18 protein-coding genes are annotated in these 17,740 nt (G+C 69.9%); 12 read left to right on the forward strand and 6 right to left on the reverse strand.

Annotated features, from left to right (window positions below; genetic code table 11):
* Positions 1–95 precede the first annotated feature (95 nt).
* Genes rfbD through A5781_RS11615 form a run of 3 tightly spaced genes read left to right on the forward strand, consistent with a single transcriptional unit; the run spans position 96 to position 2,953 of the window.
* Positions 96–980: a dTDP-4-dehydrorhamnose reductase gene (rfbD, locus tag A5781_RS11605; protein WP_067205306.1), complete on the forward strand. Its 885-nt coding sequence runs from the start codon at positions 96–98 to the stop codon at positions 978–980.
* On the forward strand, positions 973–1,872 hold the full coding sequence (locus tag A5781_RS11610; protein WP_067205309.1) for a glycosyltransferase family 2 protein: 900 nt from the start codon (positions 973–975) through the stop codon (positions 1,870–1,872). Before rfbD ends, A5781_RS11610 begins: the two co-directional genes overlap by 8 nt.
* A gap of 1 nt (position 1,873) precedes the next feature.
* On the forward strand, positions 1,874–2,953 hold the full coding sequence (locus A5781_RS11615) for a sugar phosphate nucleotidyltransferase (RefSeq protein WP_067205312.1): 1,080 nt from the start codon (positions 1,874–1,876) through the stop codon (positions 2,951–2,953).
* Positions 2,954–2,972: 19 nt separating this feature from the next.
* Here A5781_RS11615 and A5781_RS11620 read toward each other — a convergent pair whose 3' ends face one another.
* The 4 genes from A5781_RS11620 to cofD are packed head-to-tail and all read right to left on the reverse strand — an operon-like array spanning position 2,973 to position 7,432.
* A complete protein-coding gene (locus A5781_RS11620; RefSeq protein WP_067205316.1) occupies positions 2,973–3,509 on the reverse strand; it encodes an NUDIX hydrolase in 537 nt (178 codons plus the stop codon).
* Positions 3,506–5,083: a class I SAM-dependent methyltransferase gene (locus A5781_RS11625; RefSeq protein WP_067205319.1), complete on the reverse strand. Its 1,578-nt coding sequence runs from the start codon at positions 5,081–5,083 to the stop codon at positions 3,506–3,508. The genes A5781_RS11620 and A5781_RS11625 overlap by 4 nt, the downstream gene beginning before the upstream one ends.
* A gap of 10 nt (positions 5,084–5,093) precedes the next feature.
* Positions 5,094–6,434, reverse strand: coding sequence for a coenzyme F420-0:L-glutamate ligase (locus A5781_RS11630; RefSeq protein WP_067205323.1), 1,341 nt, complete (start codon positions 6,432–6,434; stop codon positions 5,094–5,096).
* Positions 6,431–7,432, reverse strand: a complete 1,002-nt coding sequence (gene cofD, locus A5781_RS11635) for a 2-phospho-L-lactate transferase (protein WP_067205327.1) — start codon at positions 7,430–7,432, stop codon at positions 6,431–6,433. Before cofD ends, A5781_RS11630 begins: the two co-directional genes overlap by 4 nt.
* Before the next feature lie 352 nt (positions 7,433–7,784).
* Here cofD and A5781_RS11640 point away from each other — a divergent pair, with 352 nt between their 5' ends.
* On the forward strand, positions 7,785–8,123 hold the full coding sequence (locus A5781_RS11640; RefSeq protein WP_067205331.1) for a WhiB family transcriptional regulator: 339 nt from the start codon (positions 7,785–7,787) through the stop codon (positions 8,121–8,123).
* Between the two features lie 27 nt (positions 8,124–8,150).
* Here A5781_RS11640 and A5781_RS11645 read toward each other — a convergent pair whose 3' ends face one another.
* Positions 8,151–8,573 carry a metallopeptidase family protein gene (locus A5781_RS11645; RefSeq protein WP_007168084.1) on the reverse strand — a complete coding sequence of 141 codons (423 nt, stop codon included), beginning with the start codon at positions 8,571–8,573 and terminating at the stop codon, positions 8,151–8,153.
* A 172-nt stretch (positions 8,574–8,745) separates the two neighbouring features.
* On the opposite strand from A5781_RS11645, the gene A5781_RS11650 reads away from it, so the two are divergent.
* From A5781_RS11650 to manA, 4 genes are all read left to right on the forward strand, one after another.
* A complete protein-coding gene (locus tag A5781_RS11650; RefSeq protein WP_082939306.1) occupies positions 8,746–9,189 on the forward strand; it encodes a DUF3499 domain-containing protein in 444 nt (147 codons plus the stop codon).
* A 121-nt stretch (positions 9,190–9,310) separates the two neighbouring features.
* On the forward strand, positions 9,311–10,708 hold the full coding sequence (locus A5781_RS11655) for a phosphomannomutase/phosphoglucomutase (protein WP_067205337.1): 1,398 nt from the start codon (positions 9,311–9,313) through the stop codon (positions 10,706–10,708).
* The gene (locus A5781_RS11660; protein WP_067205340.1) at positions 10,705–11,805 is read left to right on the forward strand and encodes a TobH protein; all 1,101 of its coding nucleotides are present in this window, start codon (positions 10,705–10,707) and stop codon (positions 11,803–11,805) included. The genes A5781_RS11655 and A5781_RS11660 overlap by 4 nt, the downstream gene beginning before the upstream one ends.
* Before the next feature lie 8 nt (positions 11,806–11,813).
* Positions 11,814–13,040 carry a mannose-6-phosphate isomerase, class I gene (manA, locus tag A5781_RS11665; protein WP_067205343.1) on the forward strand — a complete coding sequence of 409 codons (1,227 nt, stop codon included), beginning with the start codon at positions 11,814–11,816 and terminating at the stop codon, positions 13,038–13,040.
* Here manA and A5781_RS11670 read toward each other — a convergent pair.
* The gene (locus A5781_RS11670) at positions 13,018–14,394 is read right to left on the reverse strand and encodes an NAD(P)/FAD-dependent oxidoreductase (protein ID WP_156624573.1); all 1,377 of its coding nucleotides are present in this window, start codon (positions 14,392–14,394) and stop codon (positions 13,018–13,020) included. The two genes, manA and A5781_RS11670, sit on opposite strands and share 23 nt — an antisense overlap.
* A gap of 99 nt (positions 14,395–14,493) precedes the next feature.
* Between A5781_RS11670 and A5781_RS11675 the strand changes: the two genes are divergently transcribed.
* The 4 genes from A5781_RS11675 (at position 14,494) to A5781_RS11690 (ending at position 17,694) form a co-directional block, all read left to right on the forward strand.
* On the forward strand, positions 14,494–16,002 hold the full coding sequence (locus tag A5781_RS11675; protein ID WP_067205349.1) for an APC family permease: 1,509 nt from the start codon (positions 14,494–14,496) through the stop codon (positions 16,000–16,002).
* Positions 16,003–16,103: 101 nt separating this feature from the next.
* Complete coding sequence (locus A5781_RS11680; RefSeq protein WP_067205352.1) at positions 16,104–17,345, forward strand: alkane 1-monooxygenase; 1,242 nt, start codon at positions 16,104–16,106, stop codon at positions 17,343–17,345.
* Positions 17,342–17,515: a rubredoxin gene (locus A5781_RS11685; RefSeq protein WP_067205356.1), complete on the forward strand. Its 174-nt coding sequence runs from the start codon at positions 17,342–17,344 to the stop codon at positions 17,513–17,515. The genes A5781_RS11680 and A5781_RS11685 overlap by 4 nt, the downstream gene beginning before the upstream one ends.
* Positions 17,512–17,694, forward strand: coding sequence for a rubredoxin (locus A5781_RS11690; RefSeq protein WP_066956259.1), 183 nt, complete (start codon positions 17,512–17,514; stop codon positions 17,692–17,694). The genes A5781_RS11685 and A5781_RS11690 overlap by 4 nt, the downstream gene beginning before the upstream one ends.
* Positions 17,695–17,740 lie beyond the last annotated feature (46 nt).

A 17,740-nucleotide genomic window follows, 5' to 3' on the forward strand; every position in this document is an offset into this window, starting at 1 on the left:
CTAGGTTACTTGCGGCACACCCGCTTCGCGGGTAGCGAGCCCCCGCGCGCCCCGGGCGTTCGCCCGGGCTTTCCCGGGCATGCCAGACTCAAACCATGTCGAGCAGGATCGTGATCGCCGGTGCCGGGGGGCAGCTGGGCAGCTATTTGCGCTCGCTGGCGGCCAGTCAGGGCCGCGACGTGGTGGCGCTGACCTCGTCGGAATGGGACATCACCGACCCCGCCGCCGCCGAACGGATCATCGAGCGCGGCGACGTTGCGATCAATTGCGCGGCGTACACCGACGTCGATGGCGCCGAGAGCGACGAGGCCGGCGCCTACGCCGTCAACGCCACCGGCCCGGAGAACATCGCCCGGGCCTGCGCGCGCGCCGGCGCCCGGTTCATCCACGTCTCCACCGACTACGTCTTCAACGGAGACTTCGGCGGCGCCGACCCGCGGCCCTACGAGCCCAGCGATCAAACCGCCCCGGCGGGCGTGTACGGGCGCAGCAAGCATGCCGGGGAGGAGGCCGTCCTGGCGGCGCTGCCGGACGCCGTCATCGTCCGCACCGCCTGGGTCTACACCGGCGGTGATGGCAAGGACTTCGTCGCCGTCATGCGCCGGCTGGCCGCGGGGGAAGGCCCGGTGAAGGTCGTCGACGACCAGGTCGGGTCACCGACGTATGTGGGCGACCTGGCGGAGGCCCTGCTGCAGATCGCCGACGACCACGTGCCCGGGCCGATCCTGCACGCCGCCAACGAGGGCGCGGTGTCCCGCTTCGAGCAGACCCGCGCGATCTTCTCCGAATGCGGCGCCGACCCCGAGCGCGTGCGCCCGGTCAGCACCGCGGAGTTTCCCCGCCCCGCGCCGCGGCCGACCTACTCCGCGCTGTCGGGCCGCGAGTCCGCCGCGGCGGGCCTGCGGCCGCTAAGGCCCTGGCGCGCTGCGCTTGTCGCGGCGCTTGCCGCCGATCTACCGTTACCCTCTACGCGTGACTGACGTCCTGCCGGTCGTGACGGTGACCTACTCACCGGGCCCACACCTCGAGCGATTCCTGGCCTCGCTGTCGCTGGCGACCGAGCGGCCCGTGTGTGTGCTGATGGCCGACAACGGCTCCACCGACGGAACCCCGCAGGCCGCCGTCGAGCGCTACCCGAACGTGCGGCTGTTCCACACCGGCGCCAACCTCGGGTACGGCACCGCGATCAATCGCGCGGTCGCGCAGCTCGCCGAGACGCCGGACGTCGACGACGACTGGGTGATCGTGGCCAACCCCGACGTTCAGTGGGGCCCGGGCAGCATCGACGCCCTGCTGGACGCCGCCACCCGCTGGCCGCGCGCCGGCGCCCTGGGCCCGCTCATCCGCGACCCCGACGGCTCGGTGTACCCGTCGGCGCGCCACCTGCCCAGCCTCATCCGCGGCGGCATGCACGCGGTCGTCGGCCCGATCTGGAAGCGCAATCCGTGGACGGCGGCCTACCGCCAGGAGCGGCTGGAACCCACCGAACGCCCCGTGGGCTGGCTGTCGGGGTCGTGCCTGCTGGTGCGCCGGTCCGCCTTCGGCCAAGTCGGCGGGTTCGACGAGCGCTACTTCATGTATATGGAAGACGTCGACCTCGGGGACCGGCTCGGCCGGGCCGGTTGGCTGAACGTCTACGTGCCGTCGGCCGAGGTGCTGCACCACAAGGGCCACTCCACCGGGGACGACCCGGCGAGCCACCTGGCGGCGCATCACGAGAGCACCTACATGTTCCTGGCCGACCGGCATTCGGGGTGGCGGCGCGCGCCGCTGCGCTGGACGCTGCGGGCCTCGCTGGCACTGCGGTCCCGCCTGATGGTGCGTGGCGCGCTGCGCAGTCGGCGACGGAAACTGGCGGAAGGGCGGCGCTGAGATGGCTAACCCGCAAGTAGATGCCGTAATTCTGGTCGGCGGCAAGGGCACCCGGCTGCGGCCGCTGACGCTGTCGGCGCCCAAGCCGATGCTGCCCACCGCCGGGCTGCCGTTCTTGACCCACTTGCTGTCGAGGATCGCGGCGGCGGGCATCGAGCACGTCATCCTGAGCACCTCGTATCAGGCCGCGGTGTTCGAGGCGGAGTTCGGCGACGGGTCCAAGCTCGGCCTGCAGATCGACTACGTCACCGAGGACCGGCCCCTGGGGACCGGCGGCGGCATCGCCAACGTGGCCGGCCACCTGCGTCACGGCACCGTGATGGTGTTCAACGGCGACGTGCTCTCGGGTTCCGACCTCAATCAGATGATCGACTTCCACCGCGCGCAGCAGGCCGACGTCACCCTGCACCTGGTGCGGGTGGGCGACCCGCGGGCCTTCGGCTGCGTCACCACCGACGAGAACGGCAGGGTCACCGCCTTCGTGGAGAAGACGCAGGATCCGCCCACCGATCAGATCAACGCCGGCTGTTACGTCTTCGAGCGCGGCATCATCGACCGCATCCCGCGGGGCCGCGAGGTGTCGGTCGAACGCGAGGTGTTTCCCGCGCTGCTGTCCGACCCGGACGTCAAGGTGTGCGGTTACGTCGACGCCACCTACTGGCGGGACATGGGCACACCTGAAGACTTCGTGCGCGGATCGGCGGACCTGGTGCGCGGGATCGCGCCGTCGCCGGCCCTGCACGGCCACCGCGGCGAGCAGCTGGTGCACGACGGCGCGGCGGTGTCGCCGGGCGCGGTGCTGGTCGGCGGCACCGTCGTCGGGCGGGGCGCCGAGATCGGCCCCGGCGTCCGGCTGGACGGCGCCGTGATCTTCGACGGCGTCAAGGTCGAGGCCGGCAGCGTGATCGAGCGGTCCATCATCGGCTTCGGCGCGCGCATCGGCCCGCGGGCGCTGATCCGCGACGGCGTGATCGGCGACGGCGCCGACATCGGTGCGCGCTGCGAGCTGCTGCGCGGCGCCCGGGTGTGGCCCGGCGTCTCGATTCCCGACGGCGGGATCCGCTACTCGTCCGACGTCTGAGGCCTTCACCCCTCGGCGGCTAGGGGCGGGACGCCCGCCTTACCAGGTACGCCAGCGCGTGGTCGGTGCCGTCCGGCAACGCGTCGGCGGGCCACCACCGCAGGTCGTCGGACTCGTCGCTGATCGCGATCTGCGCGCCGGCCGGCGCGTGCGCGACGAACTGCAGATCCAGGTGGTGGGTGGGCACGCCCAACGAACAGGTGAGCGCGTGGACGTGGATCGCGGCCAGCCGGGGCTCGATGCGCAAACCGTCGACGCCGGATTCCTCGGTGGCCTCGCGCAGCGCGGCGGCGACGATGTCGCCGTCGTCCTCGTCGCAGTGGCCGCCGAGCTGCACCCAGCGGCCAACGCGGGGATGCAACGTCAGCAGCACCCGGCCGCCGGTGTCGTCGAGCACCAGCGCCGAGGCGGTGACATGGCCCGGCACGCACTCGCGGCGGCAGGCGTCGGGGCGGGCGAGCACGAACGCCAGGACCGCGTGCCGCAACGCATCCTGCGCCGCGTCGGGCGCCTGCCACTCGGACAGCAGCGAGATCGCCGACTCCCGCACGCTCACCGGGAACCCCGTCGTTTCCGGCGGTCCCGCAGCGCGACCCAGGCCGCGCGGGAGTGCGTCACCACGTCGGGTGCCAACCCCAGCCCGTCGATCAGGACGTGGCGGTCGACGAGGTCGAGCGCCTTCTCGATCTCGTTGGCCTTCAACAGCAGATCGACGTCGCAGGCGAGCCCGGGGCCGGCGAGCGCCGGCGGGGGAATGGGCAACTGCTCGGCTTCGCGTGGTTCCAGCTCCAAGATCCCCCCGCCGTAACTGCGGCCGATGATCTCGGCGAAGGCGAACGTCACGCTGTTGTGGAACACCGCGGCCAGCCCGGCCGGGTCGACACCGGCGGCGACCCGGACCCGGTGCACCGTGTCGGTGCTCGTCGCCGCGGCGGCGTTGACGGTCAGCCGCGGCGACAGGTGGATCTGGCGAAGCAGGAACAGGTCCGGGATCCACAGCGACGGCGTGCTCCACCACGGCTTGCGGATCGAGCACTTGAAGCCCCGATCCACGCCGGCGGCCGCACCGGCAGCGATGTGCGCGAGCAGGGCGGGGTCGACGGGGTCGCGCGGCGCGTCGAGCAGCCAGCCGCGGTGCCCGGCGGCGACATCGCTTGCCCGGCAGTCGGTGTCGTATACCAACCCGGACAACTGCGCGCTGCGCGAGACGAGCGGGACGCAGTGGGGGAGCAGCCCGAGCTCGCGGGCCTGCGCGTCGGTGAACGTGAAGAAGCTGTTGCGGCCCGTCACGATCCCCACGTCCACGTCGGCGACCGACCCGAGCCGGGTCAGCGTCGTCGACCCCTTGAGCGTTCGCAGCAGCCGGATCGCGGCCGGGTCCAGAAAGTACTTGGTCCACTTCTCGTTCTCGTGCAACAGCGCGGGCGCCCATTCGGCGTCCAGGTCCGCGTGCGCGAGGGCATCGGCGTCGGTGAGGTGGACCGTGCGGATCCGGGCGGGCCCGGGGCCGGCGACCCCGCAGAACAACACCACCTCCTGCATGACGCCGTCGAACACCAATCGCTCGAACGTCACCAGCGTGATGTCACTGAACCGGCTCAACAGGAACTCGCGCAGCTGTGCGGCGTAGGTGACCTGGAGTAACTCGGCGGGCAGCACCAGGCCCACCCGGCCGCCGCCGCGCACCAAGATCGAGCTCGCCACCACGAAGGGGACCCAGGCGTTGGTCAGCCGGGTGGGCCGCAATCCCTCGCGCCGCATCAGCTCCAGGGCGGGGTCGCGCTGCTCGGACGCCCAGTTGCCGAACCGGATGTAGGGCGGATTCCCCGCGACCCCGTCCCAGCCGCCGGGCGAGGCGGTGGCGAGCCAGGCGAACAGATTCGCGGCGTCGACGGGCGCGAATTCCCGTGCCTTGGCCGCCTCTTCGGCGACGAGCTCGACGCCACGCACCCGCCCGCCGAGGGCGGCCAGCTCGCGCAGGATCGCACCGTCACCGCAGGAGGGTTCGACGATGCGCGGTCCGGCGTCGCGCACCCAGCGGGCCAGGAACCGGGCGACGGGCGCCGGTGTGTAGTAGCCGCCGCGGGCCTTGTCGGCGGACGCCGCCGCCTTGCCCGCGAACGTTTTCATGAGGCCAGTATCACTTGCGGATCAACAAATCCCCGGCGCCCGCGGCGTCCCGCGGCCCGGCGGGTTCCTCGGGGTAGCCGATCGCGATGGCGCCCAACGGCTCCCAATCGCCCGGCAAGTCGAGCTCGGCGCGCACCAGGTCGGCGGCGAAGATCGTCGAGCCGATCCAGCAGCTGCCCACCCCCCGCACGGCCAACGCGACCAGCAGGGCCTGCACGGCCGCCCCGACCGCGACGGTGAACATGGTGTGCTCGGCGTCGGTGCGGGCGGCGTCGGGATAGATGTGCGCGCCGTCGGGAACCAGCATCGGGACGACGACCTCGGGTGCGTCGTAGAGAATCTGGCCGCGGGCCAGCCGCCGCTCCACCGAGTCGGTGGGCCGGCCGTCACCGGCGAGGTCCGACCGCCACTTGTCCTTCATCCGGTCCAGCAGCCGCGTCCGAACCTCGGGGGTCTGCAGCCAGACGAACCGGACCGGCCGGGTGTGGTGCGGGGCCGGCGCGGTGAGCGCCTCGGCGACGGCGGCTTCGATCAGCTCGGCCGCGACCGGCTCGGCGCTGAACCGGCGCACCGACCGGCGCAACAGCTGCGCCTGCCGGCGCCCCATGTCGAGGGCCTCGGCGGTGCCCAGCCAGAACAGGTCTTCCTCGCCGGGCCGTAACAGCTGCCGGGCGGTCGAGCCGTCGTCGGCCACCGCCAGGCCGCGCACCACGGCCACCGGCACGGCGGTCAATTTGCCCTTCACCAGGTCGGCCGCCGCCGCGACCTCGTCGGCGACCGCGATCTCGGTGACCACCAGCTCGTTGCCGTGGCGGTCGACGGCCCCCGAATAGCCGTGCAGCACAGCCAGACCGGCCGACCCCACCGCCGCGTCGATCTGGCCGTTGCGCCACGCGCGGCCCATCGTGTCGGTGATGACCACGGCGACGTCGACGCCGAGCCGATCCGCCAGCCCGGCGCGCAGGGCCGCGGCGCTGCCGTCCGGGTCGACCGGCAGCAGCGCCAGTTCGTCGCGGCCGACGTTGGATCCGTCCACGCCCGCGGCGGCCTGAATCAGGCCGATGCGGTTCTCGGTGATCAGGGTGCGGCCCTTGCGCGCCAGCACCCGCACCGCCTCGGCCTCGACCAGCCTGCGCCGTAGTTGGTCGCGCTCCTCGGCGTCCTGCGGCGCCGGCACCAGCCGGCCCTCGCACTTGGACACCACCTTGCTCGTCACCACCACGACGTCGCCGTCGCGCAGCCAGGGCGCGGCCGCGGCCAGGGCCGCGCTCAGGTCGTCGCCGGGCCGGAATTCGGGCAGCCCGGCGACGGGCAGGATCTCGATCGCCGCGCCGGTGCCGTGTTCGGTCACGGCTTCACGCCCGCGAGGTCGAGCCCGGCGCTCACCATCTCGGCCGTCGCCTTCGGGTCGGTCATCAACAGCGGCGCGGCCGTCACCGCCACGCCGTCGATGTCCGCGTGGTCGCCCTCGTGCACCAGCCAGCAATCCAGGATCCCGGTGCCACGGCGCGGCCCGTAGTGCCGCCCGACCGCCTCCGCGGTGGAGTCCACCCCGATCACCGACAGGCACGCATCGGCCATGCCGCGCAATGGTTTTCCACCGATGATGGGCGAGTAGCCGACGACCGGGGCGGTCGCCGAGCGCAAGGCCGCCCGGATGCCGGGGACGGCCAAGATGGCGCCGACGCTCACCACCGGGTTGGACGGCGCCAGCAGGATGACGTCGGCGTCGGCGATGGCCGCGACAGCATCACTTGTGGCGGTGGCCTTTTCGGCGCCGACGAACGCGAAGCTGTGCGTGGGCACGTCGGCGCGGTAGCGCACCCACCACTCCTGGAAGTGAATCGCCCGCCTGGTGCCGTCGTCCGGATCGGTGATCACCACGTGCGTCTCGCAGCGGTCGTCGCTCGCCGGCAGCAGTCGGGCGCCGGGTTGCCAGCGATCGCACAGCGCCGTGGTGATCTGCGAGAGCGGGTAGCCGGCGTTGAGCATCTGGGTGCGCACCAGGTGGGTGGCGATATCCCGATCGCCGAGCCCGAACCAATCCGGCTGCACGCCGTAGCGCGCCAATTCCTCTTTGGCGTGCCAGGTTTCGTCGCGGTGACCCCACCCTCGCTCCGGGTCTACCCCTCCACCTAAGGTGTACATGCAGGTGTCCAAATCCGGGCAGACCCGCAGTCCATGAATCCAGGCGTCGTCGCCGATGTTGACGATTGCATTAAGTTCGTGGTTGCCGGTTCCCGCGTCTGGGTGCTGTTGCGTTTCGAACTGTCCCAGCCCGAGCAACTGTTGAATCCCCAGCAGGAAGCGGGCGCCGCCAACCCCACCGACCAGAACGGTGACCTTCACGTGGACGACAGTACTGCCCGACGACTGTGCGGTGGCGGGGCCGTTACGCGGCCCTTAAGCGTAGTCGCGCGCGGTGTGATCGACACGCCGAATGCGCAAAACAACGGAAACGCCGTAATTCGGTCACGAGATGGTATGGAAATGCGCCGTAATGCTTGACCCGGCAGATTAACCCGTGTCTAATCACAACAGTGTCATTTCCCGGTTGGCCGGCCGGTTCCGGTGTCGCAGACCGAGATTCGATCACTTGTTCGAATTGTCGGTACACATCAGAAAAGTGGGAACCACTCACTCTCCCAATCAAACTGAGGAGGCGGACGACCGTATGTCTTACGAACATCTTCGAGGAGTCATGGCGAGCACGCCGCACACCCCTATCGTCTCAGCGCCGGTCCAACCCGTTCGGCCGCACCTGACCGTGGTTCCTGATGCGCCAGTCGCATTCGAGCCCGAGCCGATGCTGGCGCCCGTCGCGGACCAGTGGCAGGACCGGGCGCTTTGCGCCCAAACGGATCCCGAGGCGTTCTTCCCGGAGAAGGGCGGCTCCACCCGCGAGGCGAAGAAGATCTGCCTGGGGTGCGAGGTACGCCACGAGTGCCTGGAGTACGCCCTGGAGCATGACGAGCGCTTCGGCATTTGGGGCGGGCTCTCCGAGCGCGAGCGCCGCCGCCTCAAGCGCGGCATCATCTAAGGCGCCGAAGGCGCCTGAACGTCAGGGTCATTCGTCGTCGATCGTCGGGTCGATGACCGACGGCTCTACATCAAGGTAGATGGCCACCTGGGCCACCAAGATTTCGTGCAGCAAATCACCGAGCTCGACGGTGTCCTTGGCCCGTCGCTCAATCGGCTTGCGGAACAGGACAATTCGTGCCCGCGTGGCGTTGCCGCGGACGTCGACGCCGGCCGGGATCAATCGCGCCAGCGGGATCGGCCCGTCGGCGATCACCTCCGGCGGCCACTGCACGCTGTCGGGATCCTTGGCCGCAATGCGCGGAATCTCGTCGACCGCCACGTCGAGGTCGGCCAGGCGGGCCTGCCAATGCCGCTCGATGGGTTCATAGGCCTCCAGCACCGCCATGTCGAATCGCTCGGCCCGGCTGCGCCACCCGGGCACCGTCGGCGGTAGCAGCGGGCCGCGCACATCGCGGCCCCGTCGGGAGGACCGATGGGAAGCGAATCGGCCCTGGGGCCGATCCCTCCGCGGGGAGCTGCGCGAATCGCCCACGCGAAGATGGTAACGGTTGCACATCGGGGGTCGGCCGGTTGCGCGTGTCCGGCGCTTCGACGACGTTTTCGCACGATAGCCTTTCGGCGTGAACGTTCCCCGTCGCTGTTGCCGGCCCGGGTGCCCGCACTACGCCGTGGCGACCCTGACGTTCGTCTACTCGGACTCGACGGCAGTCGTCGGCCCGTTGGCGACCGCGCGGGAACCGCATTCCTGGGACCTGTGCGTCGGCCATGCCGGCCGGATCACCGCGCCCCGCGGGTGGGATCTGGTGCGCCACGCCGGCTCCCTCGTTTCTGAGCCCACCCACCCCGACGAGGACGACCTGGTCGCCCTGGCCGACGCGGTGCGCGAGGGTGGCGATCGCGGCGTGCCGTACGCCGCAACGCCGGTGAACGGTTTCGCCGACCCGCACATTCATCACGGCGGGTCGCAGGCCACCGCCCCCAGCAGCAGTGTGCTCGCGCCGCCCGAGCATCGATCCGGCCGGCGCCGCGGGCATCTGCGGGTGTTGCCCGACCCCAGTGACTAGCCGTTCCGGCGTCGCGCGCGTTCCTCGCGCACCGCTGCGGTCGGTATTTCCCGGGGGCCGATAGGCTGGCGGCCAACAGGCGAAGGAACGAAGCACTTTCAAGGCGTCAGGAGGCCCCGGCATGTCTCGGCTCGCCGCGACCGTGTACCGCGTCGTCAAGGCTTATGACGTACGCGGGCTGGTCGGCGAGGAGCTGGACGAGCCGCTGGTCACCGCTTTGGGGGCGGCCTTCGCCAAGCTGATGCGCGGCGAGGGTGCCCGGCAGGTGGTGATCGGCCACGACATGCGCGACAGTTCGCCCACGCTGGCCGCGGCTTTCGCGTCCGGCGTGACGGGCCAGGGCCTGGACGTGGTGCGGATCGGCTTGTCCTCCACCGACCAGCTGTACTTCGCCTCCGGGTCGCTGGACTGCCCGGGCGCGATGTTCACCGCGAGCCACAACCCGGCGGCCTACAACGGCATCAAGCTGTGCCGGGCGGCCGCCAAGCCGGTCGGCGCCGAAAGCGGCCTGCGCAACATCAGCGAGGACGTGATCGCCGGGGTCGAGCGCTATGACGGACCACCAGGAACCGTCACCGACCGCGACGTGCTGGACGACTACGGGACGTTCCTGCGTTCGCTGGTGAGCACCTCGGGGCTGCGTCCCTTGCGGGTGGCCGTGGACGCCGGCAACGGCATGGCCGGGCTCACCGCGCCCGCGGTGCTCGGCGCGATCGGCTCGATCACCTTGCTGCCGTTGTACTTCGAGCTCGACGGCTCGTTTCCCAATCACGAAGCCAACCCGCTCGACCCGGCCAACCTGGTCGACCTGCAGGCGCACGTCCGCGACAGCGGCGCCGATATCGGGCTGGCCTTCGACGGGGACGCCGACCGCTGCTTCGTCGTCGACGAACGCGGCCGGCCGGTGTCGCCCTCGACGGTGACCAGTCTGGTGGCCGCCCGCGAGCTGGGCCGCGAGATCGGCGCCACCATCATCCACAACGTGATCACCTCGCGGGCGGTGCCCGAGCTGGTCACCGAACGCGGCGGCACGCCGCTGCGTTCGCGCGTCGGACACTCCTATATCAAGGCGATGATGGCCGACACCGGCGCCATCTTCGGCGGCGAACACTCGGCGCACTATTACTTCCGCGACTTCTGGGGCGCGGACTCCGGAATGCTGGCCGCGCTGCACGTGCTGGCCGCCCTCGGCGAGCAGGACCGGCCGTTGTCGGAGTTGACCGCCGACTACCAGCGCTACGAATCGTCCGGCGAGATCAACTTCACGGTGGCGGACGCCGCGCTGTGCACGGAGGCGGTGCTGAAGTCCTTCGGCACCCGGATCCACTCCATCGACCACGTGGATGGGGTGACGGTGGACCTGGGCGACGGCAGCTGGTTCAACCTGCGCAGCTCCAACACCGAGCCGTTGCTGCGGCTCAACGTGGAGGCGCGCAGCACCGAGGACGTCGACGCGGTGGTAGCCCAGATCAGCGAGCAGATCCACGCGCAGTCGGCGCCCGCCGGGGCCGCGCCGTGAGCGTGGTCCGGGCGATCGATCTGGAGGACACCGAGGGCCTGCTGGCCGCCGACCGGGACGGCCTGCTGCGCTCGGCCTCGTCGGGCGGCGCGCAGGTGCGCGCGATTGCCGCCGCCGTCGACGAGGGCGCGCTGGATTCACTGCGGGCCGACGACCGACCGCGCAGCCTGATCTGGGTCGCCGGCCGCGGGGCCGCCGAAAACGCCGGCGCGATGGTGGCCGCGACGGTGGGCGGTGCGGCTTCCGAGCCGATCGTGCAGACCACCGAGGTTCCGCCGTGGATCGGGCCGCTCGATGTGCTGATCGTCGCGGGTGACGATCCCGGGGATCCCGTGCTGGTCGCCGCCGCCGCGACCGGGGTGCGCCGCGGTGCGCGGGTTGTCGTCACCGCACCGAACGAGGGTCCGCTGCGGGACGCCACGGCCGGCCGGGCGGCGGTGTTGGCGCCACGGCTTCCGCTTCCCGACGAGTTCGGGTTGTGCCGCTACCTGGCCGCCGGCCTCGCCGTTGTGCAAAGCGTTGACCAGCGACCCAGCATCGATCTGGGCGCGCTGGCCGACCAGTTGGACGCCGAGGCGCTGCGCAACAGCGCGAGCCGCGAGCTGTTCACGAACCCGGCCAAGACAATTGCCGCGCGCATCGCCGACCGCCAGGTGGCGCTGGCCGGCGACTGCGCCGCGACGCTGGCGCTGGCCCGGCATGGCAGTTCGGTCCTGCTGCGGATCGCCCACCAGGTCGTCGGCGCCACGGGGCTGTCGGACGCCGTCGTCGCGCTGCGGGCCGGGATCTCCGGCGGCCTCCGGGACCCCGCCGATGCGCTCTTCCACGACGAACAGATCGACGGGCCGCTGGCGCCGCGCCCGCTGGTGCTGGCCCTCACCTTGTCCGCCGAACAGCCGATCGTGGCGGCCCGGACCGCCGGGCTCGACGACGTGTATCTGCTCGCCGCCGAAGATGTGCCCGACGGGCCCGGCGGCTCTGCCGGCTCGACGGTTGCGCCGGCGTTGGGTGGCGCCATCAGCGCCGAGCAGCAACTGGCAGTATTGGCCGTTCGACTGGAGATGGCCGCGGTTTACGCGCGACTGGTGCGGGGATAGATAGAACAGTGGAACTGCTTCGCGGAGCCTTGAGGACCTACGCCTGGGGATCGCGTACCGCCTTAGCGGAATTCACCGGGCGTTCGGTTCCGGCCGCCCACCCGGAGGCCGAGCTCTGGTTCGGCGCGCACCCGGGCGACCCGGCCTGGCTGGAAACCGACACAGGCGAGATCTCGTTGATGGACGTGCTGGTCGCCGACCCGGAGGGGCAGCTCGGCCCGGGGGCGCGCGCCCGGTTCGGTGACGTGCTGCCGTTCATGGTCAAGGTCCTCGCGGCCGACGAGCCGCTGTCCCTGCAGGCCCACCCGAGCGCGGCGCAGGCGGCCGAGGGTTACCTGCGTGAGGAGCGGCTGGGCATTCCGCTGTCCTCCCCGGTGCGCAACTACCGCGACACCTCGCACAAACCCGAGTTGCTGGTGGCGCTGCAGCCGTTCGAGGCGCTGGCCGGATTCCGGCAGGCCTCCCGCACCGTCGAGCTGCTGCGGGCCCTGGCCGTCTCCGACCTCGACCCCTTCATCGACTTGCTCAACGACCAGTCCGACGCCGACGGCCTGCGCGCGCTGTTCACCACCTGGATCACCGCACCGCAGCCCGACATCGACGTGCTGGTGCCGGCCGTGTTGGACGGTGCCATCCAGTACATCAGCTCCGGTGCAACGGAATTCGCCGGCGAGGTCAAGACGGTGCTGGAGCTCGGGGAACGCTATCCGGGCGATGCCGGGGTGCTGGCGGCCCTGTTGCTGAACCGCATCACCCTGGCCCCGGGCGAGGCGATCTTTGTGTCGGCCGGCAGCCTGCACACATACCTGCGGGGTTTCGCCGTCGAGGTCATGGCCAACTCCGACAACGTGTTACGCGGTGGCCTGACCCCCAAGCACGTCGACGTCCCCGAGCTGCTGCGGGTGCTCGACTTCACGCCGACCACCGAGGCGGAGGTGCGGCCCCACATCCGCCGCGAGGGCTTCGGCCTGATCTACGAGACCCCGGCCGACGAGTTCGCGGTCGCGCTGCTGGAACTCGACGGCGACTATCTGGGCCACGAGGTCGACGCCTCGTGCAGCCACGAGGGCCCGCAGATCCTGCTGTGCACGGAGGGCTGCACGACCGTGCACGGCAAGTCCGGGTCGCTGACGCTGCACCGGGGGATGGCCGCCTGGGTGGCGGCCGACGACGCCCCGATCCGGCTGGTCGCGCGCGAGCCCACCAAGCTGTTCAGGGCGACTGTAGGGCTGTAACGGGCCGCCGGTCCTTCGCGGCCTGATGGCGCTCGCCCAGCCACAGCCGCAGGTTGTGCGCGATGGTGCGCCCGACGATGCGCGGCGGCGGAACCATGTAGAGGCTGTCGAGCAGCGAGAAGCGGCGCAAAAACCATTCCGCCAGAACCGGATCGGTTTCGGCGGCCCCCAGGAACTGGTCGAACAGCGCACCGGTGGGCCGCCACCACCAGGGGATGGGCCCCTTGGTGCCGGCGTGGTGGAAGGTGACGTCGCCGATGGCGTTCATCGTCCACACCGGAAAGGTGGTCTTGGCGGTCGCTCGGTTCAATGCGGCGGCGACCTCGTCGTCCGGCAACTGCAGGGCGCGGCGCAGGTGACCCGCCTGCAGCGAGGTCATCGTCATCCCCTGCCCGAAGGTGGGGTTGAAGCTGGCGACGGCGTCGCCGAAGGGGATGATGCCTGCCGGTAAGCGGTCCAGCTTGTCGTAGCGGCGCCACTTGCTGGCCGGGAAGGCGTGGAAAGCCGGCTCCCCGATGGGGTCGGCCTGCTTCAGCGCCGCGTTGACATGGGTCGGGACCAGCTCTTCGGCCAGTCCCAGCATCTCGGAAAAGGTCTGCGGCGGTTTGACGTTGGCCACCCCGAAGGTGGTCAGCACCCAGGTCCCGTCCTCGTAACACAGCATGCCCAGCCCCAGCGACTTGTCGTGTGAGGCGCCGGCGACCACCACCTTCTCGGCGATCAGGCCTTCGGGGATGCGGAACTGCTGGGTGGCGTAGTAGATGCCGATGTCGAGGAGGTCTTCCCTCGGGCGCTCGTACCCCCACTGCTCCAGCCACACCGGCAGTCGGGTGCCCCGCCCGGCCGAGTCGACGACGAGGTCGGCCGCAACGAATTCCGGGTCCCCGCCGTCGGCGGGATCCAACAGCACCCCGGTCACCCGCTGGTGCGCCGGATCGAACCGCGGTTCGGTCACCGAGCGGCGCACCATCGTGACGTTGTCCGTGTTCTGGACTCGTTTGCGCAACTGCCACTCCAGATGCGGGCGGCTAGGCACGTACGCGGTGAATTCGTCGCGCAGGGTGTGCGCCGTCCCGAGCACGTGGCCCGCGGCGCCGAGGTGGATGCAATCGGGCCTGTTCTCCAGAATCGGCACGCCGGCGGCCACCATGTCTTCCAGCAGCCCGGGGAACAGGCTCTCGAACTCCATTGCGCCGCGGGCCATCAGCATGTGCAGGTGCCGGTCCTGCGGGACCGTCGCCCGGTTCGACGGTGTGCTCGGCAAGTCGTCGCGTTCGTAGACGGTGACGTGTGAATACGCATCCGAGAGCACCCGCGCGGCGCACAGGCCGGCGATGCTGCCCCCGATGACCACCGCATGGTCCCTGGTGTTTGCTTTGGTGTCCGGCATCTCGGCAGAGTACCCAGTACTGTCACGGACCAATGGGTCCCAGTGAATGGGAAAGGGCGGCGGATGGCCAACCGATGGCGCACGAAGTCGGTCGAACAATCGATCGCCGACACCGACGAGCCAGACACCCGGCTACGCAAGGAGCTCACCTGGTTCGACCTGGTCGTTTTCGGGGTCGCTGTGGTGATCGGCGCCGGGATCTTCACGGTGACCGCGTCGACGACCGGCGACATCACCGGCCCGGCGATCTGGATTTCGTTCGTCATCGCGGCGGTCACCTGCGCGCTGGCGGCATTGTGCTACGCCGAGTTCGCCTCGACGCTGCCCGTCGCGGGCAGCGCCTACACCTTCTCGTATGCCACCTTTGGGGAGTTCCTGGCCTGGATCATCGGCTGGAACCTGCTGCTGGAGCTGGCGATCGGCGCGGCGGTCGTGGCCAAGGGTTGGTCGAGCTACCTGGGTAACGTGTTCGGATTCGCCGGCGGCACCACCAGCCTCGGGTCTTTCGATGTGGACTGGGGCGCGCTGCTGATCGTCGCGGGGGTGTCCACCCTGATCGCCCTGGGGACCAAGCTGTCGTCGAGGTTCTCCGCCATCATCACCGGCATCAAGGTGTCGGTGGTGCTGCTGGTGGTCGTGGTCGGCGCCTTCTATATCAAGCGCTCCAACTATTCGCCGTTCATCCCCAAGCCCGAGGCGGGGCGCGAGGCGTCGGGCGTCAACCAGTCGGTGTTGTCGCTGCTGACCGGGGCGCACAGCAGCCACTACGGCTGGTACGGCGTGCTGGCGGGCGCGTCGATCGTGTTCTTCGCGTTCATCGGGTTCGACATCGTCGCGACCATGGCCGAGGAGACCAAGCGTCCCCAGCGCGACGTGCCCCGGGGAATCCTGGCGTCGCTGGCGATCGTCACCGTGCTCTACGTGGCGGTCTCGGTGGTGCTGTCCGGGATGGTCTCCTACACCCAGCTCAAGACCGTCCCCGGCCACAAGCCGGCCAACCTCGCGACGGCGTTCACGGCGAACGGCATCCATTGGGCCAGCAAGATCATCGCGATCGGAGCGCTGGCCGGACTGACCACCGTGGTGATGGTTCTAATGCTCGGCCAGTGCCGCGTCCTGTTCGCGATGGCGCGCGACGGTTTGCTGCCGCGGCAGCTGGCGAAGACCGGCTCGCGCGGCACCCCGGTCCGGATCACCGTGCTCGTCGCGGTGGTGGTGGCCGCCACGGCGTCGGTGTTCCCGATCGCCAAGCTCGAGGAGATGGTCAACGTCGGAACGCTGTTCGCGTTCATCCTGGTCTCGGCCGGCGTCATGGTGCTGCGCCGCACCCGACCCGACCTGGAGCGCGGCTTCCGCGCCCCCTGGGTTCCGGTCCTGCCGATCGCCTCGATCTGCGCGTGCGTGTGGCTGATGGTCAACCTCACCGCGCTGACCTGGGTGCGGTTCGGCGTCTGGCTGGTGGTGGGAACCGCGATCTACGCCGGCTACGGATACCGGCACTCGGTGCAGGGCAGCCGGGAGTCGGAGGGGGTCGAAGCGCCCGTGGGTGCCGAACCCGACGCCGTGCCCTAGACCATCCGCTTTACAAAATGGTGTCTGGTGTCTAGACACGAGACGCATATGGCGATATTGTCAATCTCCAACGTGGTGTGACTCACAAGGAGGTTTGGCATATGACCACATTGGAACCGCAGGTGACACCGGAAGCGGCAGAGGCGCCAGTCTGGCGCGACAAGAAGCGGCACTTCTGGCTGATGGGGCTGATCGCGCCGACGGCATTGTTCGTGATGCTGCCGATCGTCTGGGGGCTCAACAAGCTCGGCTGGCACGCCGCCGCGCAGGTGCCGCTGTGGATCGGGCCGATCCTGCTGTACGTCCTGCTGCCGATCCTCGACCTGCGGTTCGGGCCCGACGGGCAGAATCCGCCCGATGAGGTGATGGAGCAGCTGGAGAATGACAAGTACTACCGCTACTGCACCTATATCTACGTTCCGTTCCAGTACCTCAGCGTGGTCATGGGTGCCTATCTGTTCACCGCTTCGGACCTGCACTGGCTCGGCTTTGACGGCGGGCTGGGCTGGGTAGGCAAGCTGGGCGTGGCGCTGTCGGTCGGCGTGCTCGGCGGCGTCGGCATCAACACCGCCCACGAGATGGGCCACAAGAAGGACGCGCTGGAACGGTGGCTGTCCAAGATCACCCTGGCGCAGACCTGCTACGGCCACTTCTACATCGAGCACAACCGCGGCCACCACGTGCGCGTCTCGACCCCGGAGGACCCGGCGTCGGCCCGCTTCGGTGAGACCTTCTGGGAGTTCTTGCCGCGCAGCGTCTTCGGCAGCCTGAGCTCCTCGCTACGGCTGGAGGCCCAGCGGCTGCGACGGCAGGACAAGAACCCGTGGAACCCGGCGACGTACCTGTCCAACGACGTGCTCAACGCCTGGCTGCTGTCGATCGTGTTGTGGGGTGTGCTGATCGGGTTCTTCGGCCCGGCGCTCATCGGATTCGTGATCATCCAGGCCGTCTTCGGCTTCAGCCTGCTCGAGGCCGTCAACTACCTGGAGCACTACGGCCTGCTGCGACAGAAGAACGCCAACGGCCGATACGAGCGCTGCGCGCCGGTGCACAGCTGGAACTCCGACCACATCGTCACCAACCTGTTCCTGTACCACCTGCAACGGCACAGCGATCACCACGCCAACCCCACGCGCCGCTACCAGACGCTGCGCAGCATGGAGGGTGCGCCCAACCTGCCGAGCGGGTATGCGTCGATGATCTCGCTGACCTACATCCCGCCGCTGTGGCGCAAGGTGATGGACCACCGGGTGCTGGAGCACTACGACGGCGACATCACCAAGGTCAACATCCACCCGCGGATGCGCGGCAAGGTGCTGGCGCGCTACGGGGCGCCCGCATGATCGCCTACCGCTGCCCGGGTTGCGACTACATCTACGACGAAGCGAAAGGCGCCCCGCGGGAAGGCTTTCCCGCGGGCACGTCCTTCAGTGACATCCCCGACGACTGGTGCTGCCCCGATTGCGCGGTGCGCGAGAAGGCCGACTTCCAGGAGATAGGAGTGAAACAGTGACCGACTACAAGCTCTTCATCTGCGTGCAGTGCGGGTTCGAGTACGACGAGGCCAAGGGCTGGCCGGAAGACGGCATCGCGCCCGGGACCCGCTGGGACGACATCCCGGAGGACTGGAGCTGCCCGGATTGCGGCGCCGCGAAATCCGACTTCGAGATGGTGGAGATCGCCCGTTCGTGATCGTCACGAACACGGTTGAAGAAGCGGAAACGGTCGCGAAAGCAGC

Source organism: Mycobacterium sp. 852002-30065_SCH5024008, assembly GCF_001665645.1.
Lineage (GTDB): Bacteria > Actinomycetota > Actinomycetes > Mycobacteriales > Mycobacteriaceae > Mycobacterium > Mycobacterium paraffinicum.

Excerpts from the sequence above, each read along its gene's own strand:
- A5781_RS11685 (WP_067205356.1), top strand. The coding sequence starts at position 17,342 with ATGATCGCCTACCGCTGCCCGGGTTGCGACTACATCTACGACGAAGCG.
- A5781_RS11675 (WP_067205349.1), top strand. The coding sequence starts at position 14,494 with ATGGCCAACCGATGGCGCACGAAGTCGGTCGAACAATCGATCGCCGAC.
- rfbD (WP_067205306.1), top strand. The coding sequence starts at position 96 with ATGTCGAGCAGGATCGTGATCGCCGGTGCCGGGGGGCAGCTGGGCAGC.
- A5781_RS11680 (WP_067205352.1), top strand. The coding sequence starts at position 16,104 with ATGACCACATTGGAACCGCAGGTGACACCGGAAGCGGCAGAGGCGCCA.
- A5781_RS11640 (WP_067205331.1), top strand. The coding sequence starts at position 7,785 with ATGGCGAGCACGCCGCACACCCCTATCGTCTCAGCGCCGGTCCAACCC.
- A5781_RS11655 (WP_067205337.1), top strand. The coding sequence starts at position 9,311 with ATGTCTCGGCTCGCCGCGACCGTGTACCGCGTCGTCAAGGCTTATGAC.
- A5781_RS11615 (WP_067205312.1), top strand. The coding sequence starts at position 1,874 with ATGGCTAACCCGCAAGTAGATGCCGTAATTCTGGTCGGCGGCAAGGGC.
- A5781_RS11625 (WP_067205319.1), bottom strand. The coding sequence starts at position 5,083 with ATGAAAACGTTCGCGGGCAAGGCGGCGGCGTCCGCCGACAAGGCCCGC.